Raw genomic sequence first — 15,741 nt, 5'->3', positions numbered from 1 at the left:
TATTGATGTATGGCTAATCTAAAGTTATCCCCTTAATCCTCAATATCCTCGATGCTATATGACTGCCGATGGGAAGCAATAGGCGACAATTCTTGATTAGAAGGATGTCCCTCATCCAAGGCCCCTTCCAATGTCAACATGCCCCTGGAATAATCCATTTTAAAATTAGGATCAATGTGTTGGTCTTGAAAATATGGTGTCTGTACCAATCGTTTTCTAGCACCGATACTATACATGAAGCGCCCCGGTAAAACTTCAGGATCAGGTAAACGAGGATACGGAATAAAGTCCAGCATAATACGATAAGCTACATCATCCGAAAAATAGCCACATATCCGTCCAGTCACATTATTTTTAATCTGCCCTGGCACCACATTAGCGTCCGGCCTTTGTGTGGCCAAAATCAGATTAATCCCTGTAAATCGGCTTAACCTTGCAATTCGTGACGTTAATCCAACAATGTTGTCCACTAGTTCATGTTCATCTTTTGGACAGCTCTTTTTGTCTGTGAGTTCAGCCAACTCATCAATCAAAACAAAAATACGGCGAAGGGGTTCTTTCTTTTTTCCAGGCTGCTTTTTTAGCCATTCATTATAGTCCCATATATTTCTCGCCTTACCTTTAAACAGCTGTACACGAGCATCATTTTCAACTAATAAACGTTGCAATAAACGTTCTACAATCTCACGTTCTGAGATAATATCAATGCCCATATCCTCAAAGGCTGCATAGTCTGCTCCACCTTTAAAGTCAACAATGTATAACATTCCATCAAGTTTAGTTATACACTGATACGTAATTGAGTTTGCCACTACTGTTTTTCCAGCACCCGTTGCTCCCCCAACCAGCACATGTGGATTCTTTTTAAAATCATGAGTAAGCACTCCCTGCTCACCAACACCAACTACTATAGATGAATCTCCACAATGTGAAATCAGTTCTTCGCTAAAATCTAACTTCTCAGGAATTTCAACTCCACCAAGTTTCACAGCAATAAAAGATGGCTTATTATTAAACATCTCGATACGGGAAATTTTTTCCCCAATGGATGCTTCTAAGGATGGCTTTGTTTTCTGCCATTCTTCAACCGGAATACCTACATTTCGGAATACGAATGTAATTCCTCCGTCATCACCGACTATTTCCTTAAATAGAGTTGGATATTCCGGACGGTTTTTATTATCAATCATTACACGCCGACTACTGTATAGGCCACAACGTTCAAAGGCCAATATAAAACGTTGCCGTAATTTAATAACGTTTTTCCCCTTGTTATAAAAGAAATAACTTCCTCCAGCGAAACCAACCGTTAAAGCCAACGGATAACGCATTGGCTGTTCATGATACAACCAATGCCAAATAAAATTATCTGGATATAAGTCTGCAAGGTATGTACTATCTATAATACCCGCAGCGACTGAAGCACCGGCTACAGTACCCATATACCACATAAACGGTTTTGTCTTCCATATCTCCTTTTGCTTTACTTCTCGGATGCCAATCCCTACTGCATTAAAAAAAGGAACTAGCCCCTTCTTCCAAATGGATGCTACTCCCTTTTCAAGCCCTTCCCCTGCCCTGTCAATTGCTTTATCAATTTCTCGTTCCACACTAACTCACCATTCCACCACGGGTTGATGTTGCCAAATGACTCGTATGCATACCTGGAATAAAGCAACTTAAGTCTATACCACCCTGCTGAAGTGTTACCTCTGAAATCCGACGAAAAGCTGCCATTATACAACGATGTGACTGTTCTGGATGAATTTCTGCCTCCTCAGCTGCAGCTTGGATAATCTCATCTACCATACTCCGTTCTTTCATATTCTCCCTCCCTTTCAACAATAATTAAAGTAAATATCCTTGCCCCTCTTTATCAACCCCCATAAAATCCGGCACTTGCTCTTGTTGATTGTTTGAACGTATATAACGTTTAAAGCAATCACATCCGGCGACATAATCAGGCTCCTCTTCAAATCGTGGACATGGTTCCTGCCCCATCTTACATACATTCCATAAACGACAACAACCAAATAGATACCCCTGATTTGTTTTAGGGTTCATTTAGCACCTTCCCTCCTTTCCCCTGTAATATGGAAAATAAAAAGGCCATACGCAACGCGCAGGCCCTATGACCACAAGTAGAATTACTTGCGCTCTCTTATTTATTTTTCCTACACTATCATATTACCACACAGAAACGGCAAAAAGTGTGCTCAAAAAAGTGCACGAAAAAGTGCACAAAAAAGTGCACGATTTTTAAGATCGATATGTCTTAATGGCTATTTTTTTATACCCACTATATAGTAAAAATATACAAAAAAATCAATGGGGGAGTGGCTTTATGCTTAGTAAAATTTTTGATAAAAAAATAAATTTCCCTAAGAGGTTCGCCCAGGATTCCATTTTTGTTGCAAAAGAGCTTAAAAAACTAAAGAAAATATTTGATAAGGATAACGGTTCCCCGACTAAAATGAGCTTAGATGATTTTAATCGATTGTGGATCAAAGGAGAAGACAATGAATTATATTTGCGTTATTCACCTGAGCACTTAACAATTGCAAGGATAGAATTAAAAAATACAGGCAAGGGCACAGGTACTGAGGTACTGAAGTGGCTCAAGAAATATGCAATTAGCAAAGGGTTTAAATATATTATAGTTGAAGCTGTCTCAACAAATGAAATGGCAAATTTTTGCCAGTATCATAAGTTTGAACCGGTCCCAGCATTAACCACAAATACAAAGTTTCACAACGGCAACTGGAGGTTAAATATTGACTAGGAAAAGCGCCAGCTGGTAATTAAGCTGGCGCTTTTTTTTGATAACTGCTTACAATCATTTAAATGCATATCTTATATTCGACTCAATATCACTAACCCAGTATTCATTAGAATAATTAGACTCGTATTCTTCAGCAAGGGCCTTTAGTGTGTTTCTTAATATACCCTCATTTGGCCCATGATATTTTTCAGTATACATTATTCTTATAACAGGGAGAAAAGCATCCCTTAGCTTAATATCTTCCTCATATTTTTTTAATTTAAGATAAAACTCATTAGCAATCGCTATCTGATTCGTGTCTAATTTTCCAGCGGATTCTTCCCCAATTTTTAACCCTTCCATCATATCACCCTCTATATCTTTGATTATACTCTATTGCATTAATACTCCTAACTTATGGGACCCTTCTCCGCATCAAGTAGTAGTGTGAATGTCATTAATGACTCATATTCAGGAATATATTCAATAGCCCTTTTATTTTTCACATCTTTATGGTGCACATCTGCGCCTCCGTTAAGCAATAATCTAACGATTTTATATTTTCGATCCCTAGCAGCTATCATTAGAGCTGTTATTGCACTTTTATCCTGGAGATCAACCGAAATACCTGATTTAATAAGCTCCTCTACTACTTCTATACGGTCTTGTATTACTGCCCACATTAAAGCGCTTTTACCTTCTTCATCAGTCGTATTTATATCTACTTTAAAATCAAGAAGTAATCTTACAGCCTCAATCTTTCCTGTTCTGGCTGAATAAATGAATTCCTTTTCCATCCATTTATGATAATCAGAAATCCCTCTCCTTTGGAATTCTTCAAGAATTACCTTCACATTTTCTATAGGAGCACCCTCACTTAAGGCCCTTCTCAGCATACTATTATTAAGCAACGAGGAATCGCATTTACTAATAAAACTTAAAAAAATATTGGTATTCGCTCTCAATACTAAAGACCAATGAACAAAAGGTGTGCTTTCATTTCTATAATTAATATCAAATCCTTTATCAATGAATTTATTGATCAGGGATTCTGGAATTTCATTATTTTTTGACATTATCCCCGCTAACAAAAGCTGCTGTCTATTGAGGCTAGCATCATAAATCTTGGAGTTTGCATCAAGTCCCCTATCAAGTAATAAAGAAATGAATGGTACACCTTCTTTCTTTACTAGTGAGGCTAAAAATTCCTGACTTATTAAATTTGGATTAGCATCGTAGTCAAGTAACAATTTACACATTTCCAAATTTTCATTACGGATAGCTATTTCCAATGGTAAAATTGTTTTACGTAAGTTTAAAAACCCCATCTTCACTTGTATATTGGCGTCTATCCCTGTATCTAACATCTCCTTAACAAGCATCCGGTTATCGTTGTCGATCGCCTCAAGAAAGGTAATAGCATTCTCTTCTACAGCCTTAGTTCCCATACACATCTCCTCATACAAGTATTTTTTACTACTACTTTTATATTACAACATATCCTAAGGAAAAAGATTACAATTTTCATTTGATTAAGCAAAAATTAAAAAAGTCGCCTCATGGACGACTAAATTAAAATAGTATTCATAATGGTTGATTGTAGCGCCGATATATGGCACTCATTAGCATAGTATTTTTCCTATTTCTCACTTTTCCACTCAATTGTATTTCCATCTGTAGTAGCTGTTACAGTTCCTCGGTCATCCGTTCGATAAATCTTTTTAACACCGACCTGGTGAATATGTTGTAGTGTTTCGATATTCGGATGATGATACTTATTATTGGCTCCGACAGAAATCACCACGATTTCTGGACGTACAGCCTTCAGAAATTTAGTGCTTGAGGAAGTTTTGGAGCCATGGTGGCCAGCCTTGTACACGTTCGCAGATAAATCTTGGCCACTCGCTAACATATCGTTTTCCGCTTTCTTTGCAGCATCACCGGTAAACAAGAATTTCTGTTTACCATATGTAACTTTCAGCACGATTGACCAGTCATTTGTATCAATATATGAAACCTTGGGACCCGGAGAAAGAATTTGTGCTTTCACTGACTTTCCTATATCGAGTGACATGCCTTTTTCTCCGTGAATAATCGGTATGTTTTTTTCCTTGATAGCCAGTAGTACACCAAAATAGGTTTCTGTAGAGCTACTCTTCAAAGGCATAACAATTGACTTTATTGGTAGCGTATCGATTACATGAGTCGCTCCACCTATATGATCCGAGTCCGGATGTGTAAGCACAAAATAATCAATTTGTTTTACCCCTTCTTTTTGTAGACTTTTAGTGACCGTTTCACCGTGAGATTTATCTCCGGCATCGATTAACACGTTTTTTCCCTCTGGGGAAACGATTAACGTCGCGTCCCCCTGGCCCACATCAATATATTTAACTGTCATTTTGCCATGACTTACTGCCTGTGCTGGCTTACTTGTAATTGTAGCATCCGCAATTGTATTGCAGCCAGTAAGCATTCCAATAAGGGATACTATAATAAATAACTTAGATAGAATACCTCTCCATTTTTTCATCTATTCATCTCCTAGTACCCGATCTCATTTAAAATATAAAACTGTTCAGTTAGAAAATCGCTCGGATTTTTAATTAAAAACGATGGTGCAGCTCATAACACCAGGCTGTTTGTGTTGCAATAACACATATTATTGAATAGCAATGATAAAGAACGAGACCGCGAAACAAATGTAAAAAAACACGATTAATACCTCAAACAAATCACTCACCCCCCAACGTTTTGAAAGTTCATCAAAAAGGTCAAAAGCTACAGAATGCAAATTATCGGACTTCAACAATCGCTCAAATAGTCATCAAAATCATAAAAACTAGAATACACTTCCCTCACGTCCCCGCATTTTTCACAACGAAAAAGGTCAATTTGAGAACCTTCATTGTCATGATACCAATCAAAAATTCCATACTTATGCTGGCAATCAACTTTTTCATCAGACTTCATAAATATGAAAGCTTTCATTTTCCTTTCCTCTATTTCAGTTGGAGGCCTGCCAAACTTTTTTTCAAATAGCTCTTTCAGTTCCTTGTATATTGAATCCTCATCCATTTCGTCAAATCTTGAATAATCACAGAACATATCACTCACCCCATTTTTCTTCCGCATATAGACAAAAAGCAAAAGTAAGAGACAAAAGGAAAATAAACTCTATAAGACCGGGAAAATGAGTTCTAAACGAAGAAATAATATGCAAAAAATCAGCAAGAACAGGCAAATCACTCACCTCGCTTTTGATGGAAGACAACCCCCTACCCCCGTGAGGGGTCTTCTATTGCTCGCCGCCGCAAGGCTCGGGAGGCAGGTAAGCGTATGGTTCCCCTACCCTGTCAATTCCTTATGCTCGTCGGACCTTTATAAAAGCGCTGAATTGTGAAAGCTAGTTTCCGTTCTCATAAAGCCGCTTATGTTCTTCATATGCAGGATCATCTTTATCCAAAATACACCCTGCCGTACAAAGGCATGTATACGTGACCTCGACTTCGCTCTCGCAAACAACACAGGTGGGGCTAGGCTCAGTGGTTACATCGTAATCTGGCTTATCTTTATAAATTTTGTACATTAACTCAAACTCTTGCTTAACCTCTCTGTCCGTGTATTTTGCATAACCAATTAGCACCCTGTGACCCAATTTTCTAGTTATCCATTCGATGCGTTCACTCCGATTTTTTGGCTTTTTCATATGTCACAACCTTTCGCAATATTGCCGTTTTGTGAATCATTAACGACGTACTCGCGCCTTTAATCCTTCTAATTTTAACTCTGGCCATTGGTACGCATAATAACCACCGTGTAGATTGGAGTGTTCAATACGGACAATATGCCATTGTGCTGACTCGTCAAACCGTTCTGACCAAACTTCTATCACAGACCCACTTGCCAACTCCTGGCCATCCACTTCATAGCGTCCGTTTCCGTTTATGTAAAGCAATCCTTCATAGTAAACCTCTTTTTGCAAATAACGAAGTTGGCTTACTAACTTGTCGATATGCTGATATCCTAAAGAACGCAGCTCACGAATCATAAATTGTGTATCTGCGTCCAGGTGTTCACTTGGATACATTTCATCTTCTAGTTTTTTTGATACGACATTTAAGGTAGGTAGAATACGGTACAGATCGGCCATTACTTCTTCCAGTAGCCTTTTTTGATTATCCATTTTGCTCCTCCTTACGCTTTTTCAACGCTCGATATAGTGTTGCTCTGCTTATCCCGGTCAGTTCTTCAATTTCTGAAACACTATGATTCCGGCTATCATACAACGATAATGCCTGTTGAACCTTTTTTACGTTTGCCGATGGACGGCCACCTTTACGCCCCCGTGCCCTGGCTGCTTCAAGTCCAGCCATTGTTCTTTCCCGAATAATGTCACGTTCAAATTCTGCGAGAACAGCAAGCATCCCAAACATCAGCTTCCCTGTAGGTGTGCTCGTATCAATATTATCCTTAATACTGACAAATTCGACTTCCAATCCTTTGAGTTGTTCTGCAACCTCGATAAGCTTTTTTGTCGATCTGGCTAGACGGTCCAATTTATAGACGACAAATACGTCACCTGGACGAAGTATGTCCAGTGCTCTGGCCAACTCCGGTCGATCATCTTTCGCACCACTCAATTTTTCTGTATAAATGCGTTCGCAACCGGCTTTTTGCAAAGCATCAAGCTGTAAGTCTAACGATTGATCGGCAGTAGATACCCTTGCATAGCCTACTTTAATTTTCTTTCCCTCCCTACTATCCATTTCTTACCTATATTATATCTAAAACGTACCATTTTGTAAAATAGTTTTTGATACGGTTTTTGAAATAAAAAACAGCGAAAAAAATAATTTTTTCACTGTTTAATGACATTGTTTCTAAAACAATCGTTTTTGAGAATATATCCAAACAAAAAAACACCGACATTATGTTTGATATCTAGTTATAAAGGTATCGGTAAACATCGAGGAATCCACTCCCTCGATCACGCCTAGCGCTGTTTCGGAAACAAATTATGTATACTGCAGCTGCTCGACATCCTGGACCGACTACCAGTTGTGAATTATCGTACTTAAAGTAACGGGTGCTTTAGTTAAACAAGAAATATGCTTATGATCTTCCATAATCGCTCGATATTCCGAAGTAATGATAAAAGTCCAATTTCTTAATTCTAATGTTGGGATATTGGACTTTTTATATTTACTTATAGTGCAAAATAGCACTTAAAACAGGTGCAAAATAACTCCTAAAGTAACAGGTGAACATATATTCCAAGTCCTGTTTTTCAACAATTTCCTTTAGCGTGTCGGATGGGTTGATACCGAAAAGTTCTATTTTTTGCATCTTATCTACCCCTCATTTTAAGATTAGCCAGATGCACACCTGGCTAATCCATATAATTCACCTGTATTGCGAAACGTAAATGCTTTCTAGTCTTGCTCTTCGTACTCTTGTGATTGTTTATAGATTTTTATCTATTTTTGGACTTCCAAAGATTTTGATCATCGCCTGTTCGGATACTAACCATATTCCTCCATCTTTCGCTATCATTCCATGTTCCTTGCATCTTTCTATTTTTTCTAACGTTTCTTTTTTTCCGGTTCCCTTTAGCTGGTTTTTAAATGTGTCGTATGAGATACCCCATAATTCAGCAGCTGTTTTAGCCGTGTGGATTTGCGAAAGGGGAAAGGTCGTTTGATTGCAGTTGCAAGTTTTATGCATCATGAATTTCCCTCGAATTTTTCTTTTTCGTAGTATTTTTTTTCAAATTCTTCCCATGAACGTGAAAACTCATGGTTTTGAAAAGCTTCTTTTAGTCCGCTAATTTGCTTCAAACGAATTACCTCATCGAGCTCCATTCCAAGTTTTTTACAGATTTCTTCGTCTCCCCATCCTTCTTTTGCAAGTTCAATGACAATATCGCTCATGGAACGAATTTGATGTGTCCCTCTTGCTCGATTATGACGAATTGTAGATCCCATGCGCTCATCGATTGGTTTATCAATGACTACAATTGGCAAATAACCATGAATTCGTTCGTTAATATCTTTATATTCTTTACCGATTCTATTACGATGAAATCCGTCTGTGACTTCATATTTTCCGTTTGGAAGATGATAGGTAACGATCGGTTGAGTATATCCATCAAGCTTAATAGAAGTATGTAGCAATTTCATTTCTGGACTAGAAACTTTGTTAGGATTATATTCGTTTGCTTGTACTTGATCAGCTGGTACCCATCGAACCAAATCGACAGGTTCGCTGAAAGGAGAAATAGAAGACAGCATTTCGCGAACTTGGTTTAACGATTCGATTTTTTCCTCTAAAGGCAAAGATTCAATCTCCTCTTTGATTTGTTTGACCAAATCGTTTATTTTATTCATCATTCTTTTCCTCCTTTTTCACAAAATAGTAATTCGTCGTTTCTTTTTCCACCTCAAACCCATGATCCAACCAATAAGCAAGCTCATCTTTGTTCTGTAAGGCCGCCTTTAATGGAGAATGTGGATATTCCTCTTGAACGATATTAAAACGCAGGCTCAATAGATCGTTTTCTAATTGTTTTGATGAACCAAATGTATAGCCTAAATCAAGGTAATTTTTTCGATTTATAAATGTTGTAAAACCATGAACATCCTCTTTTTCTATCACTACAATCCATACGCGTCCATCCTCATTAGAAAGATAAGGAAATACTTTCCGAAACTCCTTCTCCGCAAAGAACTTACCCATCAAACTATAGAATTTTGACCGGTCATAATCTCCTCGAAAAATTTCATATTTCATCTTAATCTCCCCATCGTTTAATTGTTCTGCTACTTGCTTCAGGTGTTTATCGTCAGTATCTTTTGCAAAAATGATGTTTCGGTATTTATTTTTCAATTCATGCAGCTTTTCGACATCCCTTTTCGTCTGACTAAACGAAAGTCTCTTCATCCAGAAGTCATTTTTCTCAATTGCACGGGCGATTCGCCGCCAAGAAGCCACCTTCTTCGAACTTTCGAGTTTGCTGTCCGCCTCATCTTCTATTTCCTGTAATGATACGCTTTCCTGCTTTTCGTACCAGTCCAGGAACGTTTTGATTTTCCGGTAGTAATGATCGCGTAGTTCCGGGGCATACAACCCCAGACTTTCGAGAAGAAACACCGCATACTGTTCCCATGTCATGCTGTTAGGCTTCTCTGACTTAATATTTCCGAGTAGAGATGTCCGAGCATATATATTGCCAAAGTTTACGCCATGCACACGATTTAGGACCTTCTCCCACGTCTCAGGCTCAATGTAACGGAATTGATCCAATCCGTTGCGTTGATCATCTCCATACGGCTGACACAAGCGTTGTTCGTGAATCGATAACCCGTTCTTATACATCAGCTCATAAACTCGGTTGTAGCTCAAGTTAAGTAGGCTAACAGCGCCCCATATGTCTTCCGTTCGCCAATCGTATATCGGGTAGAAATTATATACGTCGATTGGACGAACACCAAGCCTTACCCGTGTGGTCCACCCGTAGTCTTGGAATCGTTCTTTTCGGTCACTTGTAATGGTAGCGAAACGGTTCAAACTCTCATCGCTTCGAATCCCGATTCCGGCCGCTGCTATGCCATGTTTATGGCTATACCATTCCGCGAAATATAAAATGAACTCTTCGAACTCCATGCCTGATTTGAACCACTTCCATTCATCCGGGTAGTTTTTGATATGGACCACATCTTTGTTTTTAGGAAGTGATCTCACCCATTTTTTCTTATTTTCTTCATCCCAGCATACCCACTTGGGCTGGATGACAGATACCGCATTACGAAGAGAAAGGGGTAAACATACCCAATAAAAGCAATGGATCACATCTTTGTTTTGTTCACGTAGCTCCTCAATATGCTCGATTGTTGCTTTGTACTGCGCTTCAAGGTCAATGTATAGCACATCAAATGTACGTCCGCGTTTACGTGCTACCTGAGCAGCAAGTTGCAGCATAACAGAGCTGTCTTTTCCACCGCTCACACTGAAGTACATGTGTTTAAAATTGTCAAACATAATCTCAAGTCGTTGCAGTGCCGCTGTCAATACATCCTTTTCCGTATAGATTTTCCCCAATGTCCTCCACCTTCCCTTCTATCCATTCTTTCATCGCTGTAATGTCACGATTTTTCATGCTTTCAATCTGACGTTGAAAGCTGTACACTAAACTTTCTTTACGTGATAGACACTTTAGTATCCGTTCGTCCAGCGTCCCATCTGCACACAGATCGATAATATGCACATTGTTCTGCTGCCCAATACGATGTACCCGATCTTCTGATTGACTCCTTGTAGCATAGTCCCAATCGTTGTTATAGTAGACCACAAAACTGCAAAATTGCAGATTAAGTCCGTATCCGGCGCATGTTTTATTCGCCACAAAAAACCGAGCTGAACTTTCGAATGCTTGTAGATTCAATTCTCTTTGTTTGTGCTTTACTTCTCCGTTAAAGGGAACGGCTACACCTGGTCCATAACGCTTGTTTAGAACAGTGACGATATGATTAATCTCGTGTGTATATCTACAGAAGATAATAACCTTTTCAGTTACACCTTCTAATTTGTTCATCAGTGCTTGGATACGTGGATTTTCTTCTGGATGATGAAAGAAGTTCTTAATGACAAACGGCTCTTTCGTCGGATCTACCCAAAGACCACTGATGACATTCTGCAATCCAGTAAATAACCGATATATTGTTTCAGGCCTCATCTCATCTATTTCAAACAGGAGTGTATTTGCTACATTGTTGTAATGAACCCACTGCTCGTCTGTCAAATTATAATAGACTTTCCCGTATGTCTTTCGCGGAAGATCCAAACATTCACTTTTGGTGACTTGGTATGTGTAAGGAGCGATTTTTCGGGTAAGATAATCTACATTGAAAATGTTTTTAATTCGCCCGCGTGTTCTCTCATCCCAATCTACATGATTTTGAGCAAAGCTCCAGAACGATTGATATCCAAGTATGCGCCAATCTAGAATATACCACTGCGCATAGAGATCCGCCTCGGTCCTGCTGATAGGCATTCCGTTTAAAATCAAACGGTAAGGGCAATATTGTGCCAATCGAATGATATTTTTTGTGCGTTTTGCCCGGTGATTTTTCACCAAATTGCTTTCGTCTACAATCAAGAAACATTTCTTTTCTTTTGCCAATTGAAGAAGATTTACATTTGCTTTGATACTAGAGGAAAGTGTTTCAATGCCGCAGATGGTGAACATGGACAAGTCTTTGCCGATATGTTTTTGAATTTCACGCTCGATAGACCGCTTGATTGAGAAGGGGCAAAGCCAGATGATATGATTGACTTTCCCCTTGTTATAACGCCGAAGAATAAGCTCCAGTGCAGTGCGCGTCTTTCCTGTTCCCATTTCCATATACAGAGCACCAACTTTGAGTCTGACCAACTTCTCTACTGCATTGACTTGGTGATTATACAATTTTGTTTTAGCGATAAGGATATGAATCAGTCCTCTTCAATTAAGTCTGGAAGTACATCATCACTTGACTGTAGGATATCGCTTAACCCATCTTTTCTGTCATGTTCTTTTGACTTTGTCGGTTTAACAACAACAGCTTTTTCCAAACGTTCTTTCTGTTGTTCTATCAAATTTTGTGCTGCTTTTGTAAATTTGAATCCATACAGTGAAGCAAAGTCCTCGATCTCTTCAAAATGCTCAACTCGAACCAAAACAGAAGGGTTATCCCACTTAGAACCAGGAAGGGATCGCGCTTTCTCGTATATATCCGATCTATCTGTCCAATTAATAGCTAAATAATTTGTATCTTTTCGATGATAAATCCATCGCTTGCATTCCGGCTTATATGTACCGTTTACGGCACGTTCTCGAATATTCTCATCAAATATACATATTGGAAATCCGGCATTGAGAAGTTTATTTCCAAGTTCCGCTGCTCTTTCTTCTGCCGTTCCTGTAGTCTCTGTAATTTTCTTCACCCATCTATCATCCCATTTATAACCGAGGGATTTCACAATCGACCGAAACTCCTCGTTTTTTTCGAACACAATAGATATTTTGTCGGTCTGTACGATGATTTCCACAACAGCATCTGTAATCCGATTTTCCGGATACACAGTGTTCTCAGCTTTCGCTTCTTCAACTAATCGATCTTCTTCATCTATAACAGCAGATATTTTTTGAAGCTCTGCTTCAATATATTCCTCGATTGTATTGTACCGGTTGTCGATATAGTATTTAGCTTGAGAACGATTACGGATGATGAACTCACGAATTTTTATAACTTCGTCTATTGAAACGCCAATCCTGCGCTTGATGAGTCGCGCTTTGTATGAGTCTTCATCATTCATCTTCTCAATGGTATCGTCAAACGCTTCTATTAATTTTTGACGGATCGTATTCGCCCAGGCGACCTGTTTTTCTGTTCCGGCTAATTCTGGGAGATTCATTTCCTTTGCACGTTCCGCCGCTTCCTTGTTTTCCTGTTCACGGAGTTCTTCCGACAATTTTTTATAACAGTCTGAGCACGTTTTTGCAAAAGCCCGCTCCGCTTTCCATTCCCGATCCTTAATTGGCCCAATGATGTTCGTACGTCCCTCATGCCCGCATGCAAATGTCCCATAATACCATGCCATTGTATACCCTCCTATTTAATCTAAGAGGGGGATATACCCCCCTTTACCAAGTGTGACCCCATTCGTGTTTTTCTGTCCCATCTGGCATCGCGTATATGCAGTGGTTATCTATCTCGCATTCTTCATGCTTGCTGCAGCATGGTTCTGACCATTTGCGAAGAAGTACCGGCTTTCCTGTTCGTCTTGCTTCTTCAAATTTTGCCTGGCGTTCGGCTTCCCGCTTCGCCTTTTTTTCACGATCTACTTCTGCTTTTTCAGAAAGGGCTTGCTCAGCTGCTGCTACAAGTTTTTTAAATTCTCCATATGTGATCATGAAGTATTCTGTGATGCTGTAATCACCCCAATCTACTTCATCAGCATTCCGTCCAAGTATATCGCCAATTTGAATTCTGGATTTTTTAATTTTTGTTATAGAATCCTTGATCTCGATGTGCTCCCCCGCTTTACTGTCGGTAGAAACGAATAGATACTGGGAATCAATAGACAACTTCATTTTCGTTGTATCTGTCATCGATCGGAAGTCTGATTCAATCTCTGCCAGCTTTATCTCCTTTTGTTTTTGCTTGTAAACTTCGATTTTAGCTGCTGCTACTTCCGCCGATTCATGCATGAGATTTATAGATTGGGGCTTTACCCCTAAAATTTTGGCTAAACCCTTATCCGTAACTTCGTAAGCCCAACCATGCATGTAATGCTTGTACGGACGAGCTACGAATCTCTCCCCGCCAGCTTCAAGGAAAACATGTCCATTTTCAAATATGGATGTGATTTCAACCTCTTTTTTCACAAACTTCGCGACATTTTCCATATCACTTTTCACGATAGCCCAAGCAGCACGCAGCGCCTTAGTCCATGCCGTCATGGTACGAACACCTTTCTTTTTGAAAATTTCCCGAGCTTTCTTCATCGCCGCTGCTGCTTTGTTCATCGCTACTTCCTCCTCCCGTTATTTACTGTCGTTCTTGTAGCTGTTCTTGATTATATTATAACCTTTAAAGGTTAAATTGTAAACCCTTTAAGGTTAATAAAAAGAAAAACCTTTTTATTTCCTACCCTTTATATTACAATTGGTATAAATACAAAAAAGAGGTGATATCAATGGATAAGAAGAAAAAAGCGAATGTAGAATATAAACCAGTTCGTGATAACTTTATGCTTACTGGTAAAGACAATAGTTCGATTATCTACTCTAAAAATGTTAAAGAAGGGAACAAAGAACAAGGAGAAAAAAAAGAGTGTTGAATCCTTAGAATTTGTCTTAGTGGGGGCTTCTTCGATCACACCAAATAACATACAGACGCTTTTTTCCATTATGGCCACATCGCACTCGCTCCCCCCTTTTCTACCTAATCGTCATTAAAAATTTTTCAAAAACCTCCTTTTTTTTCTTGCTGTTATATACCCGTTATATTATAATAGGTATATAAGGAGGTGAGCAAATAACATTAAACGCAGTTGGCAGGTAGATGTACAAAAATCAAAAAAGGAGAGGGAAAAATGGAAAAAATTTATGAAATTCTACGAATCAAACAAGAAATTATCGAGGTAAATGAAACAGATAACTTACAAGTTGTCCGTTCCCCTCAAGACGTTGTAAAAGTCATCGAGAAAAGAATTGCAGATGAAGATAGGGAAGTATTCTTGGTTCTCTGCCTTAACACAAAAAACAAAGTGGTCGCTATACACCGGGCACATGTAGGCAGTATAAACGCTTCAATTGTACATCCTAGAGAAGTTTTTAAATCGGCAATCCTTAATAACGCCGCCTCAATTATCGTTGCACACAATCATCCAAGTGGACAAAGCGTACCTAGTCCCGAAGATTTTGAGGTTACAAAAAGATTAGTAAAGGCCGGGGAAATTATCGGAATTGAAATGCTTGACCACATAGTAATTGGACGAAACGAGTATACATCTCTAAAGAGTCAAGGTCATATGTAAAATAAAATACCCTTCCCCCCTAGAGCCTCCAGGTTCTAGGGGGGAAGGGCTAACAAAAAATACTAACAACCTACTGTAATACAATAACTAAATTTAAATTTGGTTTCTAAATAAGTAATGAAAAGGTAATTCATAAAACGATGATATTGTGAAAAACAAGATTTTTGCTATCGTAGTGCTAAAAAGCGAAGGGAAAATCCACATGCGAATTAGACTCAAATACACTGGTAAATATCTGACTGGGAGAACACCAATAAAAACAAAACATAGGATACTGATTTTTCACCAATTTGAATACGGCGAGACGGTGAACAATACGCCTTATGACGAGATTTTATCACTTGTCCCGGATGCTTATTGCGATGGTTTGACTATTTATCTTCCTAATGATTTTGATA

The 15,741-nt window shown here is 38.8% G+C and carries 20 protein-coding genes; 4 read left to right on the top strand and 16 right to left on the bottom strand.

Annotated elements, in window-relative coordinates; all coding sequences use genetic code 11:
• Positions 1 to 32 precede the first annotated feature (32 nt).
• The 3 genes from HMPREF0083_RS22225 to HMPREF0083_RS22215 are packed head-to-tail and all read right to left on the bottom strand — an operon-like array spanning position 33 to position 2,064.
• Positions 33 to 1,610 (bottom strand): FtsK/SpoIIIE domain-containing protein, encoded by a 1,578-nt coding sequence (locus tag HMPREF0083_RS22225; protein ID WP_021624106.1) that lies wholly within the window; start codon positions 1,608 to 1,610, stop codon positions 33 to 35.
• A gap of 1 nt (position 1,611) precedes the next feature.
• Positions 1,612 to 1,824 carry a hypothetical protein gene (locus HMPREF0083_RS22220; protein ID WP_021624105.1) on the bottom strand — a complete coding sequence of 71 codons (213 nt, stop codon included), beginning with the start codon at positions 1,822 to 1,824 and terminating at the stop codon, positions 1,612 to 1,614.
• Between the two features lie 24 nt (positions 1,825 to 1,848).
• Entirely contained in the window at positions 1,849 to 2,064 is a 216-nt protein-coding gene (locus HMPREF0083_RS22215; protein ID WP_021624104.1) for a hypothetical protein, read from the bottom strand.
• Positions 2,065 to 2,344: 280 nt separating this feature from the next.
• On the opposite strand from HMPREF0083_RS22215, the gene HMPREF0083_RS22210 reads away from it, so the two are divergent.
• On the top strand, positions 2,345 to 2,782 hold the full coding sequence (locus HMPREF0083_RS22210) for a hypothetical protein (RefSeq protein WP_040304467.1): 438 nt from the start codon (positions 2,345 to 2,347) through the stop codon (positions 2,780 to 2,782).
• 54 nt (positions 2,783 to 2,836) lie between these two features.
• Here HMPREF0083_RS22210 and HMPREF0083_RS22205 read toward each other — a convergent pair whose 3' ends face one another.
• The 13 genes from HMPREF0083_RS22205 to HMPREF0083_RS22145 form a co-directional block, all read right to left on the bottom strand.
• Positions 2,837 to 3,127: a hypothetical protein gene (locus HMPREF0083_RS22205; protein WP_021624102.1), complete on the bottom strand. Its 291-nt coding sequence runs from the start codon at positions 3,125 to 3,127 to the stop codon at positions 2,837 to 2,839.
• 44 nt (positions 3,128 to 3,171) lie between these two features.
• The gene (locus HMPREF0083_RS22200; protein WP_021624101.1) at positions 3,172 to 4,209 is read right to left on the bottom strand and encodes an ankyrin repeat domain-containing protein; all 1,038 of its coding nucleotides are present in this window, start codon (positions 4,207 to 4,209) and stop codon (positions 3,172 to 3,174) included.
• A gap of 191 nt (positions 4,210 to 4,400) precedes the next feature.
• Positions 4,401 to 5,294, bottom strand: a complete 894-nt coding sequence (locus HMPREF0083_RS22195) for a ComEC/Rec2 family competence protein (protein ID WP_021624100.1) — start codon at positions 5,292 to 5,294, stop codon at positions 4,401 to 4,403.
• A 272-nt stretch (positions 5,295 to 5,566) separates the two neighbouring features.
• Positions 5,567 to 5,878 carry a hypothetical protein gene (locus tag HMPREF0083_RS22190; protein ID WP_148316044.1) on the bottom strand — a complete coding sequence of 104 codons (312 nt, stop codon included), beginning with the start codon at positions 5,876 to 5,878 and terminating at the stop codon, positions 5,567 to 5,569.
• 289 nt (positions 5,879 to 6,167) lie between these two features.
• Positions 6,168 to 6,470 carry a hypothetical protein gene (locus tag HMPREF0083_RS22185; protein ID WP_021624097.1) on the bottom strand — a complete coding sequence of 101 codons (303 nt, stop codon included), beginning with the start codon at positions 6,468 to 6,470 and terminating at the stop codon, positions 6,168 to 6,170.
• A gap of 39 nt (positions 6,471 to 6,509) precedes the next feature.
• Positions 6,510 to 6,947, bottom strand: coding sequence for a DUF5348 domain-containing protein (locus HMPREF0083_RS22180; RefSeq protein WP_021624096.1), 438 nt, complete (start codon positions 6,945 to 6,947; stop codon positions 6,510 to 6,512).
• The gene (locus HMPREF0083_RS22175) at positions 6,940 to 7,506 is read right to left on the bottom strand and encodes a recombinase family protein (protein WP_040304504.1); all 567 of its coding nucleotides are present in this window, start codon (positions 7,504 to 7,506) and stop codon (positions 6,940 to 6,942) included. The genes HMPREF0083_RS22180 and HMPREF0083_RS22175 overlap by 8 nt, the downstream gene beginning before the upstream one ends.
• Positions 7,507 to 8,227: 721 nt before the next feature.
• Positions 8,228 to 8,491 carry a helix-turn-helix domain-containing protein gene (locus HMPREF0083_RS22170; protein ID WP_021624092.1) on the bottom strand — a complete coding sequence of 88 codons (264 nt, stop codon included), beginning with the start codon at positions 8,489 to 8,491 and terminating at the stop codon, positions 8,228 to 8,230.
• Positions 8,488 to 9,153 (bottom strand): IbrB-like domain-containing protein, encoded by a 666-nt coding sequence (locus HMPREF0083_RS22165; protein ID WP_021624091.1) that lies wholly within the window; start codon positions 9,151 to 9,153, stop codon positions 8,488 to 8,490. Before HMPREF0083_RS22165 ends, HMPREF0083_RS22170 begins: the two co-directional genes overlap by 4 nt.
• The gene (locus HMPREF0083_RS22160) at positions 9,143 to 10,861 is read right to left on the bottom strand and encodes a DUF3440 domain-containing protein (protein ID WP_081696156.1); all 1,719 of its coding nucleotides are present in this window, start codon (positions 10,859 to 10,861) and stop codon (positions 9,143 to 9,145) included. Before HMPREF0083_RS22160 ends, HMPREF0083_RS22165 begins: the two co-directional genes overlap by 11 nt.
• Positions 10,806 to 12,227 carry a DEAD/DEAH box helicase gene (locus HMPREF0083_RS22155; RefSeq protein ID WP_021624089.1) on the bottom strand — a complete coding sequence of 474 codons (1,422 nt, stop codon included), beginning with the start codon at positions 12,225 to 12,227 and terminating at the stop codon, positions 10,806 to 10,808. The genes HMPREF0083_RS22160 and HMPREF0083_RS22155 overlap by 56 nt, the downstream gene beginning before the upstream one ends.
• A 26-nt stretch (positions 12,228 to 12,253) precedes the next feature.
• Entirely contained in the window at positions 12,254 to 13,402 is a 1,149-nt protein-coding gene (locus HMPREF0083_RS26640; protein ID WP_021624088.1) for a hypothetical protein, read from the bottom strand.
• A gap of 43 nt (positions 13,403 to 13,445) precedes the next feature.
• Complete coding sequence (locus HMPREF0083_RS22145) at positions 13,446 to 14,330, bottom strand: hypothetical protein (protein WP_021624087.1); 885 nt, start codon at positions 14,328 to 14,330, stop codon at positions 13,446 to 13,448.
• Between the two features lie 170 nt (positions 14,331 to 14,500).
• Here HMPREF0083_RS22145 and HMPREF0083_RS28410 point away from each other — a divergent pair, with 170 nt between their 5' ends.
• From HMPREF0083_RS28410 to HMPREF0083_RS29120, 3 genes are all read left to right on the top strand, one after another.
• Positions 14,501 to 14,644: a hypothetical protein gene (locus HMPREF0083_RS28410; protein WP_021624086.1), complete on the top strand. Its 144-nt coding sequence runs from the start codon at positions 14,501 to 14,503 to the stop codon at positions 14,642 to 14,644.
• 255 nt (positions 14,645 to 14,899) lie between these two features.
• Complete coding sequence (radC, locus tag HMPREF0083_RS22140) at positions 14,900 to 15,343, top strand: RadC family protein (protein ID WP_051354759.1); 444 nt, start codon at positions 14,900 to 14,902, stop codon at positions 15,341 to 15,343.
• Positions 15,344 to 15,545: 202 nt separating this feature from the next.
• Positions 15,546 to 15,741, top strand: a 196-nt coding sequence (locus HMPREF0083_RS29120) for a hypothetical protein (RefSeq protein WP_040304461.1), incomplete at its 3' end; no start/stop codon positions are given.

This window comes from Aneurinibacillus aneurinilyticus ATCC 12856, assembly GCF_000466385.1.
GTDB classification, from domain to species: Bacteria; Bacillota; Bacilli; order Aneurinibacillales; family Aneurinibacillaceae; genus Aneurinibacillus; species Aneurinibacillus aneurinilyticus.
The sequence above is the reverse complement of the archived record's forward strand: the minus strand, read 5'-3'. Positions and strand labels throughout refer to the sequence as shown.

What these genes read in the sequence shown, in the direction of transcription:
- HMPREF0083_RS22220 (WP_021624105.1), bottom strand. Translation starts at nt 1,824, where the DNA reads ATGAAAGAACGGAGTATGGTAGATGAGATTATCCAAGCTGCAGCTGAG.
- HMPREF0083_RS22215 (WP_021624104.1), bottom strand. Translation starts at nt 2,064, where the DNA reads ATGAACCCTAAAACAAATCAGGGGTATCTATTTGGTTGTTGTCGTTTA.
- HMPREF0083_RS22210 (WP_040304467.1), top strand. Translation starts at nt 2,345, where the DNA reads ATGCTTAGTAAAATTTTTGATAAAAAAATAAATTTCCCTAAGAGGTTC.
- HMPREF0083_RS22205 (WP_021624102.1), bottom strand. Translation starts at nt 3,127, where the DNA reads ATGATGGAAGGGTTAAAAATTGGGGAAGAATCCGCTGGAAAATTAGAC.
- HMPREF0083_RS22200 (WP_021624101.1), bottom strand. Translation starts at nt 4,209, where the DNA reads ATGGGAACTAAGGCTGTAGAAGAGAATGCTATTACCTTTCTTGAGGCG.
- HMPREF0083_RS22195 (WP_021624100.1), bottom strand. Translation starts at nt 5,294, where the DNA reads ATGAAAAAATGGAGAGGTATTCTATCTAAGTTATTTATTATAGTATCC.
- HMPREF0083_RS22185 (WP_021624097.1), bottom strand. Translation starts at nt 6,470, where the DNA reads ATGAAAAAGCCAAAAAATCGGAGTGAACGCATCGAATGGATAACTAGA.
- HMPREF0083_RS22180 (WP_021624096.1), bottom strand. Translation starts at nt 6,947, where the DNA reads ATGGATAATCAAAAAAGGCTACTGGAAGAAGTAATGGCCGATCTGTAC.
- HMPREF0083_RS22170 (WP_021624092.1), bottom strand. Translation starts at nt 8,491, where the DNA reads ATGATGCATAAAACTTGCAACTGCAATCAAACGACCTTTCCCCTTTCG.
- HMPREF0083_RS22165 (WP_021624091.1), bottom strand. Translation starts at nt 9,153, where the DNA reads ATGATGAATAAAATAAACGATTTGGTCAAACAAATCAAAGAGGAGATT.
- HMPREF0083_RS26640 (WP_021624088.1), bottom strand. Translation starts at nt 13,402, where the DNA reads ATGGCATGGTATTATGGGACATTTGCATGCGGGCATGAGGGACGTACG.
- HMPREF0083_RS22145 (WP_021624087.1), bottom strand. Translation starts at nt 14,330, where the DNA reads ATGAACAAAGCAGCAGCGGCGATGAAGAAAGCTCGGGAAATTTTCAAA.
- HMPREF0083_RS28410 (WP_021624086.1), top strand. Translation starts at nt 14,501, where the DNA reads ATGGATAAGAAGAAAAAAGCGAATGTAGAATATAAACCAGTTCGTGAT.
- radC (WP_051354759.1), top strand. Translation starts at nt 14,900, where the DNA reads ATGGAAAAAATTTATGAAATTCTACGAATCAAACAAGAAATTATCGAG.